The sequence below is a fragment of the Cellulomonas wangsupingiae genome, assembly GCF_024508275.1.
Classification (GTDB): Bacteria; Actinomycetota; Actinomycetes; order Actinomycetales; family Cellulomonadaceae; genus Cellulomonas; species Cellulomonas wangsupingiae.
In genome coordinates this window covers 2,457,570-2,476,423 of record NZ_CP101989.1, presented here as the reverse complement: position 1 = coordinate 2,476,423, position 18,854 = coordinate 2,457,570, and the positions used below count along the sequence as shown (strand labels likewise).

At 74.4% G+C, this 18,854-nt stretch carries 19 protein-coding genes; 9 read left to right on the top strand and 10 right to left on the bottom strand.

Annotated elements, in window-relative coordinates:
- Window positions 1-70 precede the first annotated feature (70 nt).
- The 6 genes from NP075_RS11535 to NP075_RS11510 all read left to right on the top strand — a co-directional run bounded on the left by NP075_RS11535 (window position 71) and on the right by NP075_RS11510 (window position 5,918).
- Entirely contained in the window at window positions 71-448 is a 378-nt protein-coding gene (locus NP075_RS11535; RefSeq protein ID WP_227563350.1) for a VOC family protein, read from the top strand.
- Window positions 449-489: 41 nt separating this feature from the next.
- Window positions 490-1,923, top strand: a complete 1,434-nt coding sequence (locus NP075_RS11530; RefSeq protein WP_227563349.1) for an outer membrane protein assembly factor BamB family protein — start codon at window positions 490-492, stop codon at window positions 1,921-1,923.
- A 177-nt stretch (window positions 1,924-2,100) separates the two neighbouring features.
- Window positions 2,101-3,888 carry a 2-isopropylmalate synthase gene (gene leuA / locus NP075_RS11525; protein ID WP_227563348.1) on the top strand — a complete coding sequence of 596 codons (1,788 nt, stop codon included), beginning with the start codon at window positions 2,101-2,103 and terminating at the stop codon, window positions 3,886-3,888.
- A gap of 55 nt (window positions 3,889-3,943) precedes the next feature.
- Window positions 3,944-4,675 (top strand): DNA repair protein RecO, encoded by a 732-nt coding sequence (recO, locus tag NP075_RS11520; protein WP_227563347.1) that lies wholly within the window; start codon window positions 3,944-3,946, stop codon window positions 4,673-4,675.
- Between the two features lie 40 nt (window positions 4,676-4,715).
- Window positions 4,716-5,501 carry an isoprenyl transferase gene (locus tag NP075_RS11515; protein WP_227563346.1) on the top strand — a complete coding sequence of 262 codons (786 nt, stop codon included), beginning with the start codon at window positions 4,716-4,718 and terminating at the stop codon, window positions 5,499-5,501.
- Between the two features lie 57 nt (window positions 5,502-5,558).
- Window positions 5,559-5,918: a VOC family protein gene (locus tag NP075_RS11510; protein WP_227563345.1), complete on the top strand. Its 360-nt coding sequence runs from the start codon at window positions 5,559-5,561 to the stop codon at window positions 5,916-5,918.
- Between the two features lie 38 nt (window positions 5,919-5,956).
- Here NP075_RS11510 and NP075_RS11505 read toward each other — a convergent pair whose 3' ends face one another.
- The 4 genes from NP075_RS11505 to NP075_RS11490 are packed head-to-tail and all read right to left on the bottom strand — an operon-like array spanning window position 5,957 to window position 9,250.
- Window positions 5,957-6,553 carry a DedA family protein gene (locus tag NP075_RS11505; protein ID WP_227563344.1) on the bottom strand — a complete coding sequence of 199 codons (597 nt, stop codon included), beginning with the start codon at window positions 6,551-6,553 and terminating at the stop codon, window positions 5,957-5,959.
- 32 nt (window positions 6,554-6,585) lie between these two features.
- On the bottom strand, window positions 6,586-7,554 hold the full coding sequence (locus NP075_RS11500; RefSeq protein WP_227563343.1) for a metal ABC transporter permease: 969 nt from the start codon (window positions 7,552-7,554) through the stop codon (window positions 6,586-6,588).
- Window positions 7,551-8,321: a metal ABC transporter ATP-binding protein gene (locus NP075_RS11495; RefSeq protein WP_227563342.1), complete on the bottom strand. Its 771-nt coding sequence runs from the start codon at window positions 8,319-8,321 to the stop codon at window positions 7,551-7,553. Before NP075_RS11495 ends, NP075_RS11500 begins: the two co-directional genes overlap by 4 nt.
- Window positions 8,318-9,250: a metal ABC transporter substrate-binding protein gene (locus tag NP075_RS11490; protein WP_227563341.1), complete on the bottom strand. Its 933-nt coding sequence runs from the start codon at window positions 9,248-9,250 to the stop codon at window positions 8,318-8,320. Before NP075_RS11490 ends, NP075_RS11495 begins: the two co-directional genes overlap by 4 nt.
- Window positions 9,251-9,408: 158 nt before the next feature.
- On the opposite strand from NP075_RS11490, the gene NP075_RS11485 reads away from it, so the two are divergent.
- Entirely contained in the window at window positions 9,409-10,797 is a 1,389-nt protein-coding gene (locus tag NP075_RS11485) for a glycine--tRNA ligase (RefSeq protein ID WP_227563340.1), read from the top strand.
- A 63-nt stretch (window positions 10,798-10,860) separates the two neighbouring features.
- Here NP075_RS11485 and NP075_RS11480 read toward each other — a convergent pair whose 3' ends face one another.
- The 4 genes from NP075_RS11480 to NP075_RS11465 form a co-directional block, all read right to left on the bottom strand.
- Window positions 10,861-11,391, bottom strand: coding sequence for an SRPBCC domain-containing protein (locus NP075_RS11480; RefSeq protein WP_227563339.1), 531 nt, complete (start codon window positions 11,389-11,391; stop codon window positions 10,861-10,863).
- Window positions 11,388-11,714 (bottom strand): ArsR/SmtB family transcription factor, encoded by a 327-nt coding sequence (locus tag NP075_RS11475; protein WP_227563338.1) that lies wholly within the window; start codon window positions 11,712-11,714, stop codon window positions 11,388-11,390. The genes NP075_RS11480 and NP075_RS11475 overlap by 4 nt, the downstream gene beginning before the upstream one ends.
- 81 nt (window positions 11,715-11,795) lie before the next feature.
- Window positions 11,796-12,737: a hypothetical protein gene (locus tag NP075_RS11470; protein WP_227563337.1), complete on the bottom strand. Its 942-nt coding sequence runs from the start codon at window positions 12,735-12,737 to the stop codon at window positions 11,796-11,798.
- A complete protein-coding gene (locus tag NP075_RS11465; RefSeq protein ID WP_227563336.1) occupies window positions 12,734-13,360 on the bottom strand; it encodes a SigE family RNA polymerase sigma factor in 627 nt (208 codons plus the stop codon). Before NP075_RS11465 ends, NP075_RS11470 begins: the two co-directional genes overlap by 4 nt.
- Window positions 13,361-13,558: 198 nt before the next feature.
- Here NP075_RS11465 and dusB point away from each other — a divergent pair, with 198 nt between their 5' ends.
- Together dusB and NP075_RS11455 are read left to right on the top strand one after the other, a co-directional pair.
- Window positions 13,559-14,740, top strand: coding sequence for a tRNA dihydrouridine synthase DusB (gene dusB, locus NP075_RS11460; protein WP_227563354.1), 1,182 nt, complete (start codon window positions 13,559-13,561; stop codon window positions 14,738-14,740).
- A gap of 60 nt (window positions 14,741-14,800) precedes the next feature.
- Entirely contained in the window at window positions 14,801-15,895 is a 1,095-nt protein-coding gene (locus NP075_RS11455; RefSeq protein ID WP_227563353.1) for a carboxylate-amine ligase, read from the top strand.
- A gap of 50 nt (window positions 15,896-15,945) precedes the next feature.
- Here the strand turns inward: NP075_RS11455 and NP075_RS11450 are convergent, their stop codons facing one another.
- Window positions 15,946-17,652: a glycoside hydrolase family 13 protein gene (locus NP075_RS11450; protein ID WP_227563335.1), complete on the bottom strand. Its 1,707-nt coding sequence runs from the start codon at window positions 17,650-17,652 to the stop codon at window positions 15,946-15,948.
- 88 nt (window positions 17,653-17,740) lie between these two features.
- Window positions 17,741-18,796 (bottom strand): LacI family DNA-binding transcriptional regulator, encoded by a 1,056-nt coding sequence (locus tag NP075_RS11445; protein ID WP_227563334.1) that lies wholly within the window; start codon window positions 18,794-18,796, stop codon window positions 17,741-17,743.
- Window positions 18,797-18,854 lie beyond the last annotated feature (58 nt).

Genomic DNA, 18,854 nt, shown 5'->3' with positions numbered 1-18,854 from the left:
CGCCTTCCGGGAACAACTCGCGGGCGGTTACGTTGTACGTCGTACAAGATACCTTCGAGAGGAGATCGGCGTGCGCATCCTCGGATCCGCCGTGTCCCTGAACGTCCCCGACCCGGCGGCGTCGGCCGACTTCGCCCGCACGCACCTCGGCTTCACCGAGGAGATGTCGGCCGACGGCTTCATCGCCCTCACCCACCCGGACGCCGGCTACAACCTGGCGCTGCTGCGGACCGGCCTGCCGACGTTCAAGCCCGCGCGGATCGCGGGGCCCGCAGGCCAGGGCCTGCTCCTCGCCTTCGTCGTGGAGGACGTCGACGCCCAGTTCGCGCGCATCAGCGCCGCGGGCGCACAGGTGGTCACCCCGCCGGAGACCGAGCCGTGGGGTGAGCGGTACTGCCAGTTCTCCGACCCGAACGGGCTCGTGTGGCAGCTCGTGCAGTGGGTCTGACGAGCGGCCCGCCCCGCTCGCCCGTGGCCTAGTCTCAGGCCATGGGTGCCGGGCGCCCGGCCTCGCGGATGCGGCCGGTCGAGCTGGTCGACGGGGACGACACCGGTCCACGGTCGACCAGTGCACCGTCGCGCGCCGGAGCCTGGCGCGACGACGGGTCGACTGGACCGGACGGGCCCGCCCGCCGCTGGTGGCCCTGGGCGGCGGGTGCCCTCGCGGTCGTCGTCGCCGCCGGTGCCGTCGCCACGGTCGTGACCGAGCGCGCAGCGCGTGCACGTGCCGACCTGCTCGCCGGCCTTCCCGGCCTCGTGCGACCGCTCGAGTCGGCGCCGACGGTCCTGTGGCGCGCGCCCGTGCGGGGGCCGACCCCGGTGACGGCCGCGCGCGGGGCGATCGTGACGGTCTCGCAGGTCGACGAGCGGTGGGCGGTCGGCTCCCACGACCCGGCCTCGGGTGCCGTGAGGTGGCAGGTGCCGGTCGTGGGGGCGGTGGGAGCCGGGTACGGATCCGTGGCGGTGACGTGCGAGGGGGCCGCCGAGGTCACGGCCGACCTGCTGTGCGCCTGGGAGCAGCCCGACGCGCTCGACGCGGGCCGACCGGCGACACGCATCGTCGCGCTGGACCCGGCGGACGGCGCCGAGCGCGGCGCGTGGCAGATCGAGAGCGAGGTGCTGGGCATCGTGCGCCACGAGGACGCCGTGGTCGTCGCGACGGCCCTCCCGGACCGCCGCGTGCTCGTCGAGCGCCGTGACGCGTCCGACGGGACCGTGCGCTGGTCGTGGACCTCGCCCGGGCCGCTCGTCGACCGCGGTGGCGTGCGGCCGATGCCCACGCTGCGGGCCGGCGGTGACGTCGTCGCCCTCCTCGCGCAGTCCACGGCCGTGCTCGACTCCCGCACGGGACGCGTGCTCGAACAGGGACCGCCGGGGCGCCAGATCCTCGTCGGCGCGCTGCCCGGCGGCGGGTACGCCACGTGGTCGTCGGGCCTCGAGGGCCAGCTGCGCGACGCCGACGGCACGGTGCGGGCCACCGTGCCGGCCCTGCCGGTCCCGGTGGTGGGGGACGGGTCCCTCGACGGCCTGCTCGTCGACGCCGGCAACCGGCTGCTCGCGGTCTCCGCACGGGACGGCGCGACCGCGTGGTCGCTGCCGACGTCGATGACCCCGGTCGCGGTGGTGGACGGCGTCGCGGTGCTGCGCGGCGGTGCCTCGGTCGGGGCGGTCAGCGTGTCCGACGGCCGTCTGCTGTGGGAGCAGGAGCTCGCCGCGGAGCTGCGGTCGCGGCCGCTGACGGACGGATTGCACGTGCTGGTCGCGCAGGCCGAGGAGGACGACGGCCTGGTCCTCGTCGCCCGCGGCCTGCGCGACGGCGTCGAGGCGTGGCGCGTCGCGCTGCCGGCCGGCGCGGACGCGGTGGCGGCCGTCGGCGGTCACGTCGTCGCGGTGACCGCCACCGAGGTCCTCGTCCTCGGCTGAGGCTCGCCCGCGGGCGGCAGGGGTTGCGGGACGGGGTCCGGACGGGGGTAGGGTCATCCCGTGCGCGTACGCTCGCTGCTCCTTCGTCGCCGCGACGAGGCCCTCTAGGCCGGCCCCTCGTCGCGGTGTGTGTCGTGCCCGGCTGAGCCCGCCGACACCCGCGACGAAGGATGACCGATGAGCAGCCACACCCCGATCACGCAGGCGCCGATCACCCCGGCACCCCGCAGCGAGCGCAACCCCCAGCGGCCCTCCGGCATGCCGGTCCACCGGTACCGCCCGTTCCACGAGCAGATCACGGTCGACCTGCCGGACCGCACGTGGCCCGACCGTCGCATCACGCAGGCGCCGCGCTGGTGCGCGGTCGATCTGCGGGACGGCAACCAGGCCCTCATCGAGCCGATGAACGCCGCCCGCAAGCTCGAGATGTTCGAGCTGCTGGTCGACATGGGGTTCAAGGAGATCGAGGTCGGCTTCCCCTCGGCCTCCCAGACGGACTTCGACTTCGTCCGGATGCTGATCGACGAGGGACGCATCCCGGACGACGTCGTCATCCAGGTGCTGACCCAGGCGCGTGAGCACCTCATCGAGCGCACGTACGAGGCGATCGCGGGCGCCAAGCAGGCGATCGTGCACCTCTACAACTCGACGTCGGTCCTGCAGCGGGAGGTCGTGTTCCGCTCCGACGAGGACGGCATCACGGACATCGCGGTCTCCGGCGCGCGGTTCTGCAAGAAGTACGAGGAGATGGTCCCGGACACCGAGGTCCTCTACGAGTACAGCCCCGAGTCGTACACCGGCACGGAGCTGGAGTACGCCGTGCGGATCTGCAACGCGGTGCTCGACGTGCTGGAGCCCACGCCCGAGCGTCCCGTCATCATCAACCTGCCGGCGACGGTCGAGATGGCGACGCCGAACGTCTACGCCGACTCGATCGAGTGGATGAGCCGGCACCTGCGGTACCGCGAGTCCGTGGTGCTGTCCCTGCACCCGCACAACGACCGCGGCACCGCGGTCGCGGCGGCCGAGCTGGGCTACCTGGCCGGTGCCGACCGCATCGAGGGCTGCCTGTTCGGCAACGGGGAGCGCACCGGCAACGTCGACCTGGTGACCCTGGGCATGAACCTGTTCAGCCAGGGCGTCGACCCGCAGATCGACTTCTCCGACATCGACCGCATCCGCCGGACGGTCGAGCGCTGCAACCAGATGCCCGTGCACGAGCGGCACCCGTACGGCGGGGACCTCGTCTTCACGGCGTTCTCCGGCTCGCACCAGGACGCGATCAAGAAGGGGCTCGACGCGCTGGAGGCGCGGGCGGCCGCGACCGGCAGGAGCGTCGACGACGTGGAGTGGGCGGTGCCCTACCTGCCGATCGACCCCAAGGACGTCGGCCGGTCGTACGAGGCGATCATCCGGGTGAACTCGCAGTCCGGGAAGGGCGGGATCTCCTACCTGCTCAAGTCCGAGAAGGACCTGGACCTGCCCCGCCGGCTGCAGATCGAGTTCTCGCAGGTCGTCCAGCGGCACACGGACCAGCACGGCACCGAGGTCACGGCCGACGACCTGTGGTCGATCTTCAGCGACGAGTACCTGCCGGCGGCTCCGGACGGGCCGCTGGAGCCCTGGGGCCGGTTCGCGCTGCGCGGCACGCGCGCCACGAGCACCGAGGGCGGCCAGGACACGCTCGAGGTCGACCTCGTGGACCGCGGCGTCGCCAAGACGCTGCGCGGCACGGGCAACGGGCCGGTCGCGGCGTTCGTCGCCGCGCTGCGCTCGACGGGCGTGGACATCGCGGTGCTGGACTACGCCGAGCACGCGCTGTCGGCGGGCGGCGACGCCACCGCGGCGGCGTACGTCGAGTGCGCCATCGGCGACGACATCCTGTGGGGCGTCGGGATCGACCCGTCGATCACGACCGCGTCGCTCAAGGCGCTCGTCTCGGCGGTCAACCGGCACGAGCGCTGACGGCGGGCGCCGCGCGTCGGGCGGTGGTGTCGGCGGCACGGGGGACAATGGCCCCGTGAGCCTCTACCGCGACGAGGCGATCGTGCTGCGCACCCACAAGCTGGGTGAGGCCGACCGCATCGTCACCCTCCTGACGCGTGAGCACGGCAAGGTGCGCGCCGTCGGCAAGGGTGTGCGCCGGACGACGTCGCGGTTCGGCTCGCGCCTCGAGCCGTTCATGCACGTGGACGTCCAGCTCAGCACGGGGCGCAACCTCGACGTCGTCACGCAGGTCGAGACGCTGGGGTCGTACGGGCGCCAGGTGTGCGAGGACTACTCCCTGTACACGGTCGGCACGGTGATGCTGGAGACCGCCGAGAGGCTCGTCGAGGCCGAGCGCGAGCCGTCGGTGCAGCAGTACCGGCTGCTGGTGGGTGCCGTGCGTGCGCTGGCGACGCGCGCGCACGCCCCGGGGCTGGTGCTCGACTCCTACCTGCTGCGGGCGCTGGCGGTGGCCGGCTGGGCCCCGAGCTTCACCGACTGCGCCCGCTGCGGCGAGCCGGGACCGCACCACGCCTTCGCCGCGCCCGTGGGCGGTGCCGTGTGCGGGGCGTGCCGCCCGCCGGGCGCCGCGGCGCCGGCCCCCGAGACCTTCACGCTGCTCGCGGCGCTGCTCACCGGTGACTGGGCGGTCGCGGACGCGAGCGCCGAGCGCCACCGCGCGGAGGGCAACGGCCTGGTGGCGGTGTTCTGCCAGTTCCACCTCGAGCGGCGGCTGCGCTCGCTGCCGATGGTCGAGCGCGTCTGACCCGCACCGTGCCGGTGCCCGCGGGTGGCACGATGTGGGCGTGCCCCGCGAGATCGTCCCGCCCTACCCGCACCCGTCCGGCGCCCGCCCGCCGCAGATCCCGCGGGAGCTGGTGCCGCGGCACGTGGCGGTCGTCATGGACGGCAACGGCCGCTGGGCCAACGCGCGCGGGCTGCCGCGCGTCGAGGGCCACCGGGCGGGGGAGGCGTCGCTCCTCGACGTCGTCGCCGGGGCCATCGAGATCGGCGTGCAGCACGTGTCGGCGTACGCGTTCTCGACCGAGAACTGGTCCCGCTCGCCCGACGAGGTGCGCTTCCTCATGGGCTTCAACCGGGACGTGCTGCGCCGGCGGCGCGACCTCATGGACTCCTGGGGCGTGCGCGTGCGGTGGGCCGGGCGGCGCCCTCGCCTGTGGCGGTCGGTGATCAACGAGCTCGAGACGGCCGAGCGGCAGACGGTCGACAACACCACCTGCACGTTGACCATGTGCGTCAACTACGGCGGCCGCGCCGAGATCGCCGACGCCGCGCAGGCCATCGCGCGGGAGGTCGCAGCCGGGCGCCTCAAGCCCGAGCGCGTCACCGAGAAGACCGTGCAGAAGTACCTGGACGAGCCGGACCTGCCCGACGTCGACCTGTTCCTGCGGTCGTCGGGGGAGCAGCGCATCTCGAACTTCATGCTCTGGCAGTCGGCGTACGCCGAGCTGGTCTTCCTCGACGAGCCGTGGCCCGACGTCGACCGGCGGCACCTGTGGCGGGCGGTCGAGACGTACGCCCGACGGGACCGGCGCTACGGCGGTGCCGTCGACGCCCCCGCACGGGGCTGACCGTGTCGCGGGCGCCGGGGTCCGGCTCACGTCGGCGGTCGGCGCTACGTTGCGGGCATGGGACTGACCGTGAGCATGGTGACCTTCGACACGCACGACGCACGCGCGCTGGCCGACTGGTGGGCGAGCCACAGCGGCGGTGAGGTGCAGGCGCACGACGACGAGTTCGTCATGGTGCTCCCGGCGTCGCCGGGCCAGCCCGCGCTCGGGTTCCAGCGGGTCGACGACCCGACCCCGGGGAAGAACCGGGTGCACGTGGACCTGGGGGTGGACGACCCCGCGGCCTGGGTCGAGCGGTTCGTCGCCTCCGGGGCTTCGAAGGTCGCCGAGCACGCGATGGACGACGGTTTCGCGTGGACGGTGCTGACCGACCCGCACGGCAACCACTTCTGCGTCTCCCCGGCTCACCCGGGGTGAGCGCACCCGCGGCCCGTCCGGCCGGTGCAGAGCCGTGGTCAGCGGTGCTGGGCGGCCAGGTCCTCCGCGGGCAGGGGCTCGGGCACAGCCAGGTGGGGCTCGCCGCGCCGCCTCCGGCGGGCGCTGACGACGACGAGCGTGGCGACCAGCGCGAGCGCTGCGCACAGCGCCGCCAGCCCCCACGGCGACCCGGCGGCGATCGCGAGCGCACCCCAGACGGCGCCGATCCCGACGGTGCCCCAGATGACGGCCCACATCACCGCGCCGGGCAGCGACGCGAGCGTGAAGCGCAGGTAGGGCATGCGCAGCAGGCCGGCTCCCGCGAACACGGCCGTCTGGATGCCGACGGTCACGTACGCGAGGGTCACCGCGAGGGGCCCCCAGCGGTGCACGAGCGCGACGCCCCGCCGGGCCGAAGGTGTGGAGGCCAGCCGGGCCGTCCTGTCCACGGTGCGCTGCCACCAGCGCGGACCGCGCCGGTGCCCACCCTCGATCCGTGCGCCCCGCGCGACGCCGCGGCCGGCCCAGTACGTGAGGTGGGAGCGTGCCAGGACGATGCCGAACAGGCAGAGCAGGGCGACCGCGACGGGCAGGCCGTCGAGGCCGTACTCCGCCAGCACCTGCGTCGAGGTCACGGATCGATCGTACGCCGGAACAGAGGTTTGCCTTACCTGTCGACGGTTCCGCGGTGCGGGGATCGAGACGGCTCGTCGGCACAGGCGGCGTCGGTCGCCGGGACGAGCACGTCGTCCGACAGGTCCGGGTGCGGGTCGTCCGCGGCTCGTCGGCGCGCCACCAGCGGGTGCGCCACCGCGGCCGCGAGGTACAGCACGATCGCGAGCACGACGATGGTGGCACCCGGCGGGATGTCGTTCCAGTACGTCAGGACGAGCCCGGTGACGCTGACCGTGACGCCGATCGCGCACGCGGCGGCCATGGTGCGCCCGAAGGATCGCGCGTAGATCTGGGCGACCGCGACGGGCACGATCATCAGGGCGCTGACGAGGAGGAGCCCCACCACCCGCATGGAGATCGTCACCGTGAGCGCTGCGAGGGTCGCGACCAGCATCGACAGGGCGCGGACCGGCAGGCCGCCGGCGCGCGCGAACTCCTCGTCGTGGCTCACCGCGAACAGCGCCCAGCGCAGTCCGACGCCCACCGTCAGGACGAGCACGGCGAGCCCTGCGGTCCACCACAGGTCTCCGGTCGACACCGTCGAGATCGACCCGAACAGGTAGCTCATGAGGTTGGCGTTGGTGCCACCCGCGACCTTGATGAGCAGCACGCCACCGGCGATGCCGCCGTAGAACATGATCGCGAGCGCGAGGTCCCCGCTCGTGCGGCCGCGCTCGCGCACGAGCTCGATGACGACGGACCCGACCACCGCGGCGACGACCGCACCGGGGACGGCGAGCGCGTCCGCCGGTGACACGGCGGCCCAGCTGCCGACGAGCCACCCGAGCGCCACCCCGGTCAGGGCCACGTGGCCGATGCCGTCACCCATGAGCGCCATGCGGCGCTGCACGAGGAATGTCCCGACGACGGGCGCGGCGGCGCCGACCAGCACGGCCGCGACCAGGGCGCGCTGCATGAGCGGGGAGCCGAGGAGCTCCAGCACCTGCTCCCACCCGGTCACCGGGTCACCTCCAGCGTCAGGTCGGGCCCGTCCGTCGGGGGGCCGGGGTCCGCGTGCGGATGCGTGTGGTCGTGGCCAGCATCGCCGTGCTCACCACGGGCGGGCGGCGGTGGGCCGTCGTGCACGACGCGGCCGTGCCGCAGGACGACCGCCCGGTCGATCAGCGGTGCGAACGACCCGATCTCGTGCAGGATCACGACGACCGTCGTCCCCGCGTCGCGCAGGCTCGAGAGCACCCGCACGAACGACTCCTGCGTCGGCAGGTCGATGCCGGACGTCGGCTCGTCGAGGACGAGCAGCGCGGGCTCGCGCACCAGCGCGCGGGCGATGAGCACCCGCTGCTGCTGGCCGCCGGACATCTCCTGCACACGCCGGTCGCGCAGGTCGGCGACGCCGAGCGCCTCGAGCGCCGCGGCGGCGCGTGCGTGGCTGTCCCGTGGCGGCCGCAGCCGGCGGCCGTGCAGCAGTCCCGAGACCACCACCTCGAGCGCGGTCGCGGGCACCCCGCCGCCGGCGGCCATCCGCTGCGGCACGTAGCCGACGCGTCGCCAGGGGACCGCACGTCCCAGCGGCTCCCCGAGCAGCCGGACGGTGCCACCGGCCAGCGGCACCACGCCGAGCAGGGCACGCACCAGCGTCGACTTCCCGGAGCCGTTGGCCCCGAGCAGCGCGAGCACCTGGCCCGTCGGGACGGTCAGGTCGACGCCGCGGACGATGGGCTGGCCGCCGAGCGTCACCCGGACGTCGGAGGCCTCGATGGCGTTCACGAGCAGGACAATGCCACGCGCAGGGCGTCGAGGTTCGCCTCGGCGATCGAGAAGTAGTCCTGGGAGTCGTCCGCCAGGCCCTCGATCGGGTCGAGGACCGCGGCCTCGACACCCAGGTCGGCCGCGAGCGTCTGCGCGACCTTGGGGGAGGCCAGCGTCTCGAAGAAGATCGTGGTGACGCCCTCGGCGTCGACGATCTCGCCGACCTCGCGCAGGCGGGCCGGAGACGGCTCGCTCTCGGGGTCGATCCCGGAGATGCCGACCTGCTCGAGGCCGTACCGCTGTGCCAGGTAGCCGAACGCCTCGTGGGACGTGACGAAGACCCGCTGCTCGCACGTCGCCAGTCCGGTCGTGTAGGCCTCGTCGAGCGCGGCGAAGCGCGCGTTCAGGGCCTCGGCGTTGGCGCGGTAGGTCTCGGCGCCGTCAGGGTCGATCTCGGTCAGGGCGTCGGCCACCGCGTCGACGACGGCGGGCATGCGGGTGGGGTCGAGCCAGAAGTGTGGGTCCGGACCGTCGTGGTCGTGCCCGTCGTCCTCCGTGTGCCCGTCGGCGTCCTCGTCGGCCCGCAGGGTCGTGAGGTCGGCCACGTCGGTCGCGTCCACGACGTGCTCCGGGGATGCCTGCGCGAGCGCGTCGTCCACCGCCGGCTGGAAGCCCGACTGGTACACGACCAGGTCGGCGCCGTCCACGGAGGCCACCTGGGCGGGGGAGAGCTCGACGTCGTGCGGCTCGGCGCCGGGAGGGGTCAGCGAGCCGACGTCGACGCGGTCGCCGCCGACCTCCTGGGCCACCACCTGCAGCGGGTAGAAGGACGCCAGCACGTCCACGGCGCCGTCGTCACCGCCGCTCGACGAGCACGCCGAGACCGCGAGCAGGGGTGCGACGAGCGCAGCGGCGAGCGCGACGGCGCGACGGGGCGGGCTGAACATGAGATCCATTCTCAACTTTACGAGAACCGTTGTCAACACAGCATGCGCCGTCGCGCCGCGTGCCGTGCCGGTCGGAGGTCCCGCGGGTGACCGATAGCCTGGTCAGGTTGCCCCCGCGGCACCCAGCCGCGGGTCCCTCGACCCAGGAGAACCCCACCGTGGCTGCCACACCTTCCCGTCTCGACGCCGTCGTCTCCCTCGCCAAGCGCCGGGGGTTCGTCTTCCCGAGCGGCGAGATCTACGGAGGCACCCGCTCCGCGTGGGACTACGGACCGCTGGGCGTCGAGCTCAAGGAGAACATCAAGCGCCAGTGGTGGCGGGCGATGGTCACCAGCCGTGACGACATCGTCGGTCTCGACTCCTCCGTGATCCTGCCGCGCCAGGTCTGGGTCGCCTCGGGCCACGTCGGCGTCTTCACCGACCCGCTCACCGAGTGCCTGTCCTGCCACAAGCGGTTCCGCGAGGACCACCTGCTGGAGGAGTTCGAGGAGAAGAAGGGCCGCGCGCCCGAGAACGGCCTCGGTGACATCGCCTGCCCGAGCTGCGGCACGCGCGGCCAGTGGACCGAGCCGCGCGACTTCAACATGATGCTCAAGACCTACCTCGGCCCCGTCGAGGACGAGTCCGGGCTGCACTACCTGCGGCCCGAGACCGCGCAGGGCATCTTCGTGAACTTCAAGAACGTCTACACCGCCGCCCGCATGAAGCCGCCGTTCGGCATCGGGCAGATCGGCAAGTCGTTCCGCAACGAGATCACCCCCGGCAACTTCATCTTCCGCACGCGCGAGTTCGAGCAGATGGAGATGGAGTTCTTCGTCGAGCCCGGCACCGACGAGACGTGGCACCAGTACTGGATCGACACGCGCACCGACTGGTACGTCGACCTGGGCATCGCCCGCGACAACCTGCGCCACTACGAGCACCCGGCCGAGAAGCTCTCCCACTACTCCAAGCGCACGGTCGACATCGAGTACAAGTTCGGCTTCACGGGCAGCGAGTGGGGCGAGCTCGAGGGCATCGCCAACCGCACCGACTTCGACCTCGGCACGCACTCCGAGCACTCGGGCCAGGACCTGTCGTTCTTCGACCAGGCCAAGAACGAGCGCTACGTGCCGTACGTCATCGAGCCCGCGGCCGGCCTGACGCGCTCGCTCATGGCGTTCCTCGTCGAGTCCTACACCGAGGACGAGGCGCCCAACACCAAGGGCGGGGTCGACAAGCGCACGGTGCTCAAGCTCGACCCGCGGCTCGCCCCGGTCAAGGCGGCGGTGCTGCCGCTGTCGCGCAACGAACAGCTCAGCCCCAAGGCGCGCGACCTCGCCGCCGAGCTGCGCAGGAGCTGGAACGTCGAGTTCGACGACGCCGGCGCGATCGGTCGCCGCTACCGCCGCCAGGACGAGATCGGCACGCCGTTCTGCATCACGGTCGACTTCGACACCCTCGAGGACCAGGCCGTGACGATCCGCCACCGCGACGACATGTCGCAGCAGCGCGTCGCGCTCGACCAGGTGACCGGCTACCTGGCGCAGCGGCTCGTCGGGGCCTGATCCCACGACGCGGCGCGGGTCCGGGGGCAGCAGCGCCCGGGCCCGCCGCCGCGTCGTCCACCGTCACGGTCCGCCGACGGCCCCCCGGTAGCGTGCGCGCATCGCGGCCTCGGCGTCGTCCGGGATCCCGGCGGTCGGCCGCGGCGCGCCGGCGAGGAGGTCCTCGAGCAGGTCGAGGCACAGGTGGTAGCCCGCCGCAGTGCCGGCCGCGTCCTCGCCGGACGCCCTGGCCAGCCAGGTCGTGAACGTGAGCCGCGTCCCGTCGCCGTCCTCCTCGAGCTCGAAGAGCAGCAGGTCGCCGCCCCAGGTCCACGAGGCGCGGGACGGCGGCTCCCACGCCTCGACGGTGCCCTCGACCACCGGCTCGGCGATGCCGTAGCGCGTGACGTGCTCGGGCCAGAACGGCAGGCGCAGCGGGGCGCCGGGGTGCCGCTCGCCGACGAGGTCGGCGGGGAACCAGTGCCGCAGGTGACGGGACTCGGTCAGCGCGGCCCACACCGTCTCCCGCGGGTGGGGGAAGGTGCGGACGAAGCGCAGGCCGAGTCGCGGGCCGTCGCGCAGGACGGTGCCCAGCCGCGGGTCGGTGGTGGTCACGGGTGCTCCTCGGGTGCGTCGGCGGGCAGGGAGTCGAGGTGGTCCGCGAGCGCGTCGAAGGTGTCGGCCCATGCCTCGCGGTACGGGAGCAGCCAGGCGTCGAGCTCTGCGAGCGGCGCCGGTCGCAGCCGGTACCAGCGCAGGCGCCCCTCCGGGCGGACGTCGACGAGTCCGGCGGTCCGCAGGGTGCGCAGGTGCTGGGAGACGCTCGGCTGCGCGACGCCGAGCGCGTCGACGAGGTCGCTCACGACCCGCTCGCCACCGCGCAGCTCGTCGAGGATCTGTCGGCGCCGCGGTTCGACCACGGCCTCGAACACGTTCATCCATGAAGCATGCGCCCATCGGCATATGCACGGCAAGGCATGTGTTCGCCCGCAACCGGCGGCGGTCCGTGCCCCCGCCCGTCAGAGCGCGGCGCCCATCGCACGGAGCTCCGCGACGACCTCGTCCACGGCGCCCTCGCCGAGCCACACGCCCAGCTGGCCGGGCGTCACGGGCAGCCCGTTGACGTAGGTCGAGCCGTCGGCGCCGACGAACACCACCCAGGACGCACCCGAGACGGACCCGCCGCGCGGGACGGTCCCGGTCAGGTCGGGGAGCGAGGGGTCGCCGGCGACCGCGTAGAGCTGCGCGCCGGTGCCGGAGGGGTCGGGGAACGTCGGGAGCTCGACCACGTGGCGGACCTCCCCGTCCGCGTCGGGGACGCCGTACGAGAAGGTCAGCGCCACCCGGGCTCCGGGCATCCAGGCCGGGACGGCACCCATCGTGATCTCGAGCGCGTCGCCCGGCACCCCCAGGGACGTCGACGCCTGCGAGGGGTAGCCGTTGCCCGGGCCGTGGTCACGCACGTCGGCCTGCGCGTCCCACTCGAGCTCCAGCGAGGCGACGCCCGCGTCGGACCCCGGGTCGCCCGCCGCGAACGGGACGCTCGTCCGGGTGCCCCACCGCACGGGCGCGTCCCCGAGCACGAGGTGCTCACCGCTCGCGGACAGGCCGGTGAGCCACCACGTCGTGCCGCCGGGCGACGTGGTCGCGGCGGGGGACCGGGTGGCCCGGAGCGTCGGTGCGAGGGCGACGACGTCCGGGGTCGGCTGCGGGGCGGCCGCCGACGACGCGACGAGGTCGGTCGGGGCCGCGGGCAGGGTGGGTGCGCGGTCCGGCAGGGCGCTGGCCCCGACCGCGACGGCGACCACCAGCACCGCGGCGCCCCCCAGCGCCCCGGCCCGCCGCGTGCGGGCCCGGCGGCGCCCGAGCCGGACGGTCTCGACGGGGTCGAGCGACATGTGCGGCGCGCGGGACGCGGCCCGGTGCAGGGCGGCGGTGAGCTCGTCGGCGGTGCGGTTCATCGGTGGCTCCTCCGGGCGGCGGACGGCACGGCGCCGTGTGCGCCGTCGTCGTGGGGGTCGAGGGTGCTGCGCAGGGACGCGAGCGCGCGGGACGCCGTCGACTTGACGGTCCCGACGCTGATGCCGAGGTCGTCGGCGACCTCCTGCTCGCTCAGGCCGACGAGGTGGCGCAGCACGACCACCCGCCGTTGCCGTGGTGTGAGTCCCGCGAGCGCCCGCACCACCTCGTCGCGGTCGTCCGGCCCCGGGTCGGGCGCGGCGCCCGCGTCGGGCAGGTCGGAGGTGAGGACCTCACGGCGGCGGCGCCGCCAGGTGTCGGTGCGCAGGTTGACGAGCGTCCGGCGTGCGTACGCCGCGGGGTTGCCGCCGCGAACCCGTGGCCAGGCGACGTACGTCCGGACGAGCGCCTGCTGCGTCAGCTCCTCGGCACGGTGGGCGTCGCCGACCAGCAGCCACGCCGTGCGCAGCAGGTCGGGGCCCGCGGAGAGCATGAAGGCGGTGAACTCGTCGTCGTGGGCGGTGCGTGGCGGGGACGCCGGGCGGGGCACCACCGGGATCGACTCGCCCGTCCGGTCGGCCGGGGCGGGGTCACCGGGTGGCGGGTGCACGGGTGTCGTCGTCACGACCGGTCAGACGCACGACCGGTGCCGCAGGTTGCGTGGCGGGGCGCGCGGTCACCCGGACGGCTGCCGGACGCGGCGCTGGGACATGCCCGGACGCTACCGTGCGCCCCGCGTGCGGAGCCGTGCGGGCCCGCGCGGACGGTGCGGGCCCGTGGGCGGCGGCGCTGCCCGTCGTCCGCGGGCGACAATGGTCGCGTGCTGCCCACCGCCACGTCCTCCGACGACACCCCGGCCCCGGTGCTCCCCCCGCTGCGGATCGGCCCGATCACCGTCGACACGCCCGTCGTGCTCGCCCCCATGGCCGGCGTCACCAACGCGGCGTTCCGCCGGCTGTGCCGGGAGTCCGGGGCCGGGCTGTACGTGGCGGAGATGCTCACGAGCCGCGCGCTGGTCGAGCGCAGCCCCGAGTCGTTCCGGATCATCGCGTTCGAGCCGGACGAGGTGCCGCGCTCGGTGCAGGTCTACGGGGTGGACCCGGTCACGGTCGGCGCGGCCGTGCGCCTGCTGGTCGAGGAGGACCGGGCCGACCACGTCGACCTCAACTTCGGCTGCCCGGTGCCGAAGGTGACGCGTCGCGGCGGGGGAGCGGTGCTGCCCTGGAAGCGTGACCTGTTCGCCGCGATCGTGCGGGCGGCGGTCGAGGCCGCACGCCCGGGCGGCGTCCCCGTGACCGTCAAGATGCGCAAGGGCATCGACGAGGACCACCTGACGTACGTCGAGGCCGGGCTCACCGCGCAGGACGCCGGCGTCGCCGCCGTCGCGCTGCACGGACGGACGGCCGCCGACTACTACTCCGGCACGGCCGACTGGGACGCGATCGCGACCCTGAAGCAGGCCGTCACGGACATCCCGGTGCTGGGCAACGGCGACATCTGGTCCGCCGAGGACGCCGTGGCGATGGTCGCGCACACGGGGTGCGACGGGGTCGTCGTGGGACGTGGCTGCCAGGGCCGCCCGTGGCTGTTCGCGGACCTGGCGGCCGCGTTCGCGGGGTCGGACGCGCGCATCCGCCCGGGGCTGGCCGAGGTCGCCCAGGTCGTGCGACGGCACGCCGAGCTCATGGTCGACCACTTCGGCGACGAGTCCAAGGCGCTGCGCGAGATGCGCAAGCACATGGCCTGGTACCTCAAGGGGTACGTCGTCGGGGGTGAGCTGCGGGCGCAGCTCGGCCTGGTGTCCTCGCTGGCCGAGCTGGACGACCTGCTCGCGCGGCTCGACCTGGACCAGCCGTACCCCGGGGACGCGGCCGAGGGGCCGCGCGGCCGGGCCGGCTCGCCGAAGCGCCCGATCCTGCCCTACGGGTGGCTCGACTCGCGCGAGCTGTCCGAGGACTTCCGTCGCGACCTGCACGAGGCCGAGCTGTCCGTCTCCGGCGGCTGACGCACCCGTCTCGACGCGCGCCGCCCGCCGCGTGCCTGCAGACTGCACCGCGTGCGAACCATGGGAGTCGAGGAGGAGTACCTGCTGGTCGACGCCGAGGGCGTCCCGACAGGTGTGGCGGACGCGGCGGTGCGCGCGCACGAGCGTGGCGGCGGTGAGGCCGCCGACGAGGGGCAGCCCGGCGGCGGCCTGGAGAAGGAGCTGCAGGAGCAGCAGGTCGAGACGGGGACCCATCCGTGCCTCGAGCTCGACGACCTCGCGGCGGAGGTCCGCGAGGGGCGCGCACGGGCGTCCGGCGCCGCGCTGCAGGCCGACGGGCGGCTCGTGGCCGTGGCGACGTCGCCGATGGTCGGGCCCACGACCTTGTCGCACGGCGCCCGCTACGAGGCCATGGCGCAGGCCTACGCGCTGACGGTCCGTGAGCAGCTCACCAGCGGCTGCCACGTGCACGTGTCCGTGGCGGACGACGACGAGGGCGTCGCGGTGCTCGACCGCGTCGGCCCGTGGCTGCCGGTGCTGCTCGCGCTGAGCGCGAACTCGCCGTACTGGCGCGGCGAGGACACGGGCTACGCGTCCATCCGGTCGCAGATGTGGAACCGGTGGCCGACGGCGGGGCCGACGGCGCCCTTCCGCACGGCAGAGGCCTACCGGCGGACCGTCGCCGGGCTGGTCGCCTCGGGCGTCGCGCTGGACCCCGCGATGATGTACTTCGACGCCCGGCTCTCGCCGCGGTACCCGACGGTCGAGATCCGGGTCGCGGACGTGTGCCTGCGCGCCGACGACGCGGTGCTGGTCGCGGCCCTGTGCCGGGCGCTGGTCGAGACGGCGGCCCGGCAGGCGGCCGACGGCGTCGCGCCCACGCACGACCGCGTCGAGCCGCTGCGCGCCGCGACGTGGCGCGCAGCCCGCTCCGGGCTGGGCGGGGACCTGCTGCTGCCGCCGTCCATGACACCCGTGCCGGCGCGGGACGCGGTGGCGCAGCTGCTCGACCACGTGCGCCCGGCGCTGGTGGACAGCGGGGACCTCGCCACGGTGCAGGAGCTCCTCGCGCGGCTGTGGCGGCGCGGCACGGGAGCCGACGAGCAGCGGGCGTGGGCCCGCGAGGGCGGTCTGCCGGCCGTCGTCGAGCACGCCGTGGCCGCGACCCTGGCCTGACGCCGACGGCCCGTCGCCCACGGGGCGCCGGCCGTCGGCGAGGCCGCGGGTCAGGCCGCGCGCAGCCAGACCGTCGTGCCGGCCGGCAGCACGCCGTCGCGCAGCGGGCCGGACGCGAGCAGCACCTCACCGCTCAGGGGGAGCTCGACGTCGGCCTCGTCGAGGTTGGCGACCACCACGACGTCACCGTTGCGGAACGCGAGCACGTGCTCGCCCGCGGGCTCCGTCAGCCACTGCAGGCCGCCGGCGCCGAGCCGCTCGGCACGGCGCAGCCGCAGGGCGGCGCGGTAGAGCTCGTACGTCGAGCCCTCGCGGCCCCGCTGGCGGTCCACCGCCAGGTCGGCCCAGGCGGTCGGCTGCGGCAGCCAGGTCGCGCCCGTGGGCGAGAAGCCGAGGCCGGGCGCGTCACCCTCCCAGGGCAGCGGCACGCGGCAGCCGTCCCGGCCGCGCTCCGCGCCACCGGTACGGAAGAACGCGGGGTCCTGACGCAGGTCGTCGTCGAGCGCGGTGTGGTCCGGGAGCCCGAGCTCCTCGCCCTGGTAGACGTAGGCGGAGCCGGGCAGCGCCAGCATGAGCAGCGAGGCCGCGCGAGCCCGGTGCAGGCCCAGCACGGCGTCGGGCTGCTCGTCACCGTCGCCGATGCCGTTGGGGCGGTGCGTGGGGTCCGTGAGGCCCAGGCGGGAGGCGTGCCGCACCACGTCGTGGTTGGACATCACCCACGTCGTGGGGGCGCCGACCGCGTCGTTCGCGGCGAAGGACGCGTCGATGACGCGACGCAGCGACGGCGCGTGCCAGCCGGCGGCGAGGAACGCGAAGTTGAAGGCCTGGTGCATCTCGTCCGGGCGCACGTACCGGGCGAGGCGGGACAGCGGCTCCACCCAGGCCTCGGCGACCATCGCGCGGTCGCCGTCGTACGCGTCCAGGACGCGGCGCCACGACCGGTAGATGTCGTGCACGCCGTCCTGGTCGAACATCGGGCCGTGGTTCCCGGTGCCCGCCACGGCGTCCGTGTCGTCGCTGCCGTCGATCATCGCCACGTGGCCGTCCCAGTCCGGCAGGCCGTCCTGCTTGACCATGCCGTGCGCGACGTCGACGCGGAACCCGTCCACGCCGCGGTCGAGCCAGAACCGCAGGACGTCCTCGAACTCGGCCCGCACCTCGGGGTTCTCCCAGTTGAGGTCCGGCTGCTTGGAGTCGAACAGGTGCAGGTACCACTGCCCGGGCGTGCCGTCGGGCTGCGTCGTGCGCGTCCACGCGGGCCCGCCGAAGACCGACTCCCAGTTGTTCGGGGGCAGCTCACCGTGCTCGCCGCGGCCCTCGCGGAAGTGGTAGCGCGCGCGCTCGGGCGACCCGGGCGCCGACGCGAGGGCCGCCCGGAACCACACGTGCTCGTCGGAGGTGTGGTTGGGGACGAGGTCGACGACGACGCGCAGGCCCAGCTCGTGCGCGCGTGCGACGAGCGCGTCCGCGTCCGCCAGGGTGCCGAACAGCGGGTCGACGTCGCGGTAGTCGGCGACGTCGTACCCGGCGTCGGCCTGGGGCGAGCGGTAGAACGGGGACAGCCAGACGGCGTCGACGCCGAGCTCGACGAGGTGGTCGAGGCGCGCGGTGACGCCCGGCAGGTCACCGATGCCGTCGCCCGACGCGTCGGCGAAGGACCGGGGGTAGACCTGGTAGATGACGGCGTGGCGCCACCACTGCGCGTCGGTGTCGGGGCGGTGGGCGACGAGCCCGGTGGGAAGCGTCTCGAGGGTCACGGGGGCCTTCCTGACGTGGTGCTGTGGTCGGTGGGGACGACGAGGGACGTCGGAGGCGCGCGGACGCGCGGGCCGGCGCGCGGTGGGGTCAGCGCGCGGCGGGGGCGGCGACGTGCGTGGCGGTGGCGTGCGCGTCGGCACGGGCGCTGCCGGTCGAGCCGCGGACGACCAGCTCCGGGTGGAACAGGAGCTCACCGCGTGCCGCCCGCGTGCCGCTGATCTCCGCGACGAGCGCGGAGACGGCGGCGTGGCCCATGGCGGCGACCGGCTGGCGCACCGTCGTCAGGGGCGGGTCGGTGAACGCGATGAGGGGGGAGTCGTCGAAGCCCACCACGGAGACGTCCTCGGGGACGCGCAGCCCCAGGGCGCGTGCGGCGCGCACGGCGCCGAGCGCCATGAGGTCCGACCCGCAGATCACGGCGGTGTGGCCCGACGCGAACAGCTGGGTGGCGGCCGCGTGCCCGCCCTCGACGGTGAAGAGGGTGGACACGACGTGCGTGTCGAGGTCCGTGGCGCCGAGGTGCTGCTCGGCGAGCGCGGCGAAGGCGTCGCGCTTACGCTGCGAAGGAACGAAGCGCGTGGGCCCGACGGCGAGCCCGATCGCACGATGGCCGAGGGAGTGCAGGTGGCGGAACGCCTGGTCCATCGCCGCGGTGTCGTCGGTGGACACCGCGGGCGCGTCGACGCCCGAGGCGTAGCCGTTGACGAGGACGAGCGGGACGCCACGGCCGCGCAGCCGGTGGTAGCGGTCCTTGCTGGCGGACGCGTCGGCGTGCAGGCCGGAGACGAACACGATGCCGTCGACGCCGTGCTCGAGGAGCACCTCGACGTACTGGTCCTCGGTGGTGCCGCCCGGCGACTGCGTGCACAGCAGCGGCGTGTAGCCGCGGTCGCTGAGCATCGTCTCGATCACCTGGGCGAACGCGGGGAAGACCGGGTTGGTCAGCTCGGGGACCACCAGGCCGATGAGGCCGGCCGACCGCAGCCGCAGCTTCTCGGGACGCTCGTAGCCGAGGACGTCCAGGGCGGTCAGCACCGCCTGACGGGCTCGTGGGGAGACGCCCGGCTTGCCGTTGAGCACGCGGGAGACCGTCGCGGTGCTCACCCCGGCCTGTGCAGCCAGGTCGGTCAGTCGGGTGCGCACAGTCGGCAGCGTAGTCCCGGACACCGGCCCTCCTCGTCCCCCGCACGTGGGCGTGTGG

Bases quoted from the DNA above. Each gene is read 5' to 3' on its own strand.
- NP075_RS11530 (WP_227563349.1), top strand. From the start codon at position 490: ATGGGTGCCGGGCGCCCGGCCTCGCGGATGCGGCCGGTCGAGCTGGTC.
- leuA (WP_227563348.1), top strand. From the start codon at position 2,101: ATGAGCAGCCACACCCCGATCACGCAGGCGCCGATCACCCCGGCACCC.
- NP075_RS11510 (WP_227563345.1), top strand. From the start codon at position 5,559: ATGGGACTGACCGTGAGCATGGTGACCTTCGACACGCACGACGCACGC.
- NP075_RS11490 (WP_227563341.1), bottom strand. From the start codon at position 9,250: ATGTTCAGCCCGCCCCGTCGCGCCGTCGCGCTCGCCGCTGCGCTCGTC.
- NP075_RS11475 (WP_227563338.1), bottom strand. From the start codon at position 11,714: ATGAACGTGTTCGAGGCCGTGGTCGAACCGCGGCGCCGACAGATCCTC.
- NP075_RS11470 (WP_227563337.1), bottom strand. From the start codon at position 12,737: ATGAACCGCACCGCCGACGAGCTCACCGCCGCCCTGCACCGGGCCGCG.
- NP075_RS11455 (WP_227563353.1), top strand. From the start codon at position 14,801: ATGGGAGTCGAGGAGGAGTACCTGCTGGTCGACGCCGAGGGCGTCCCG.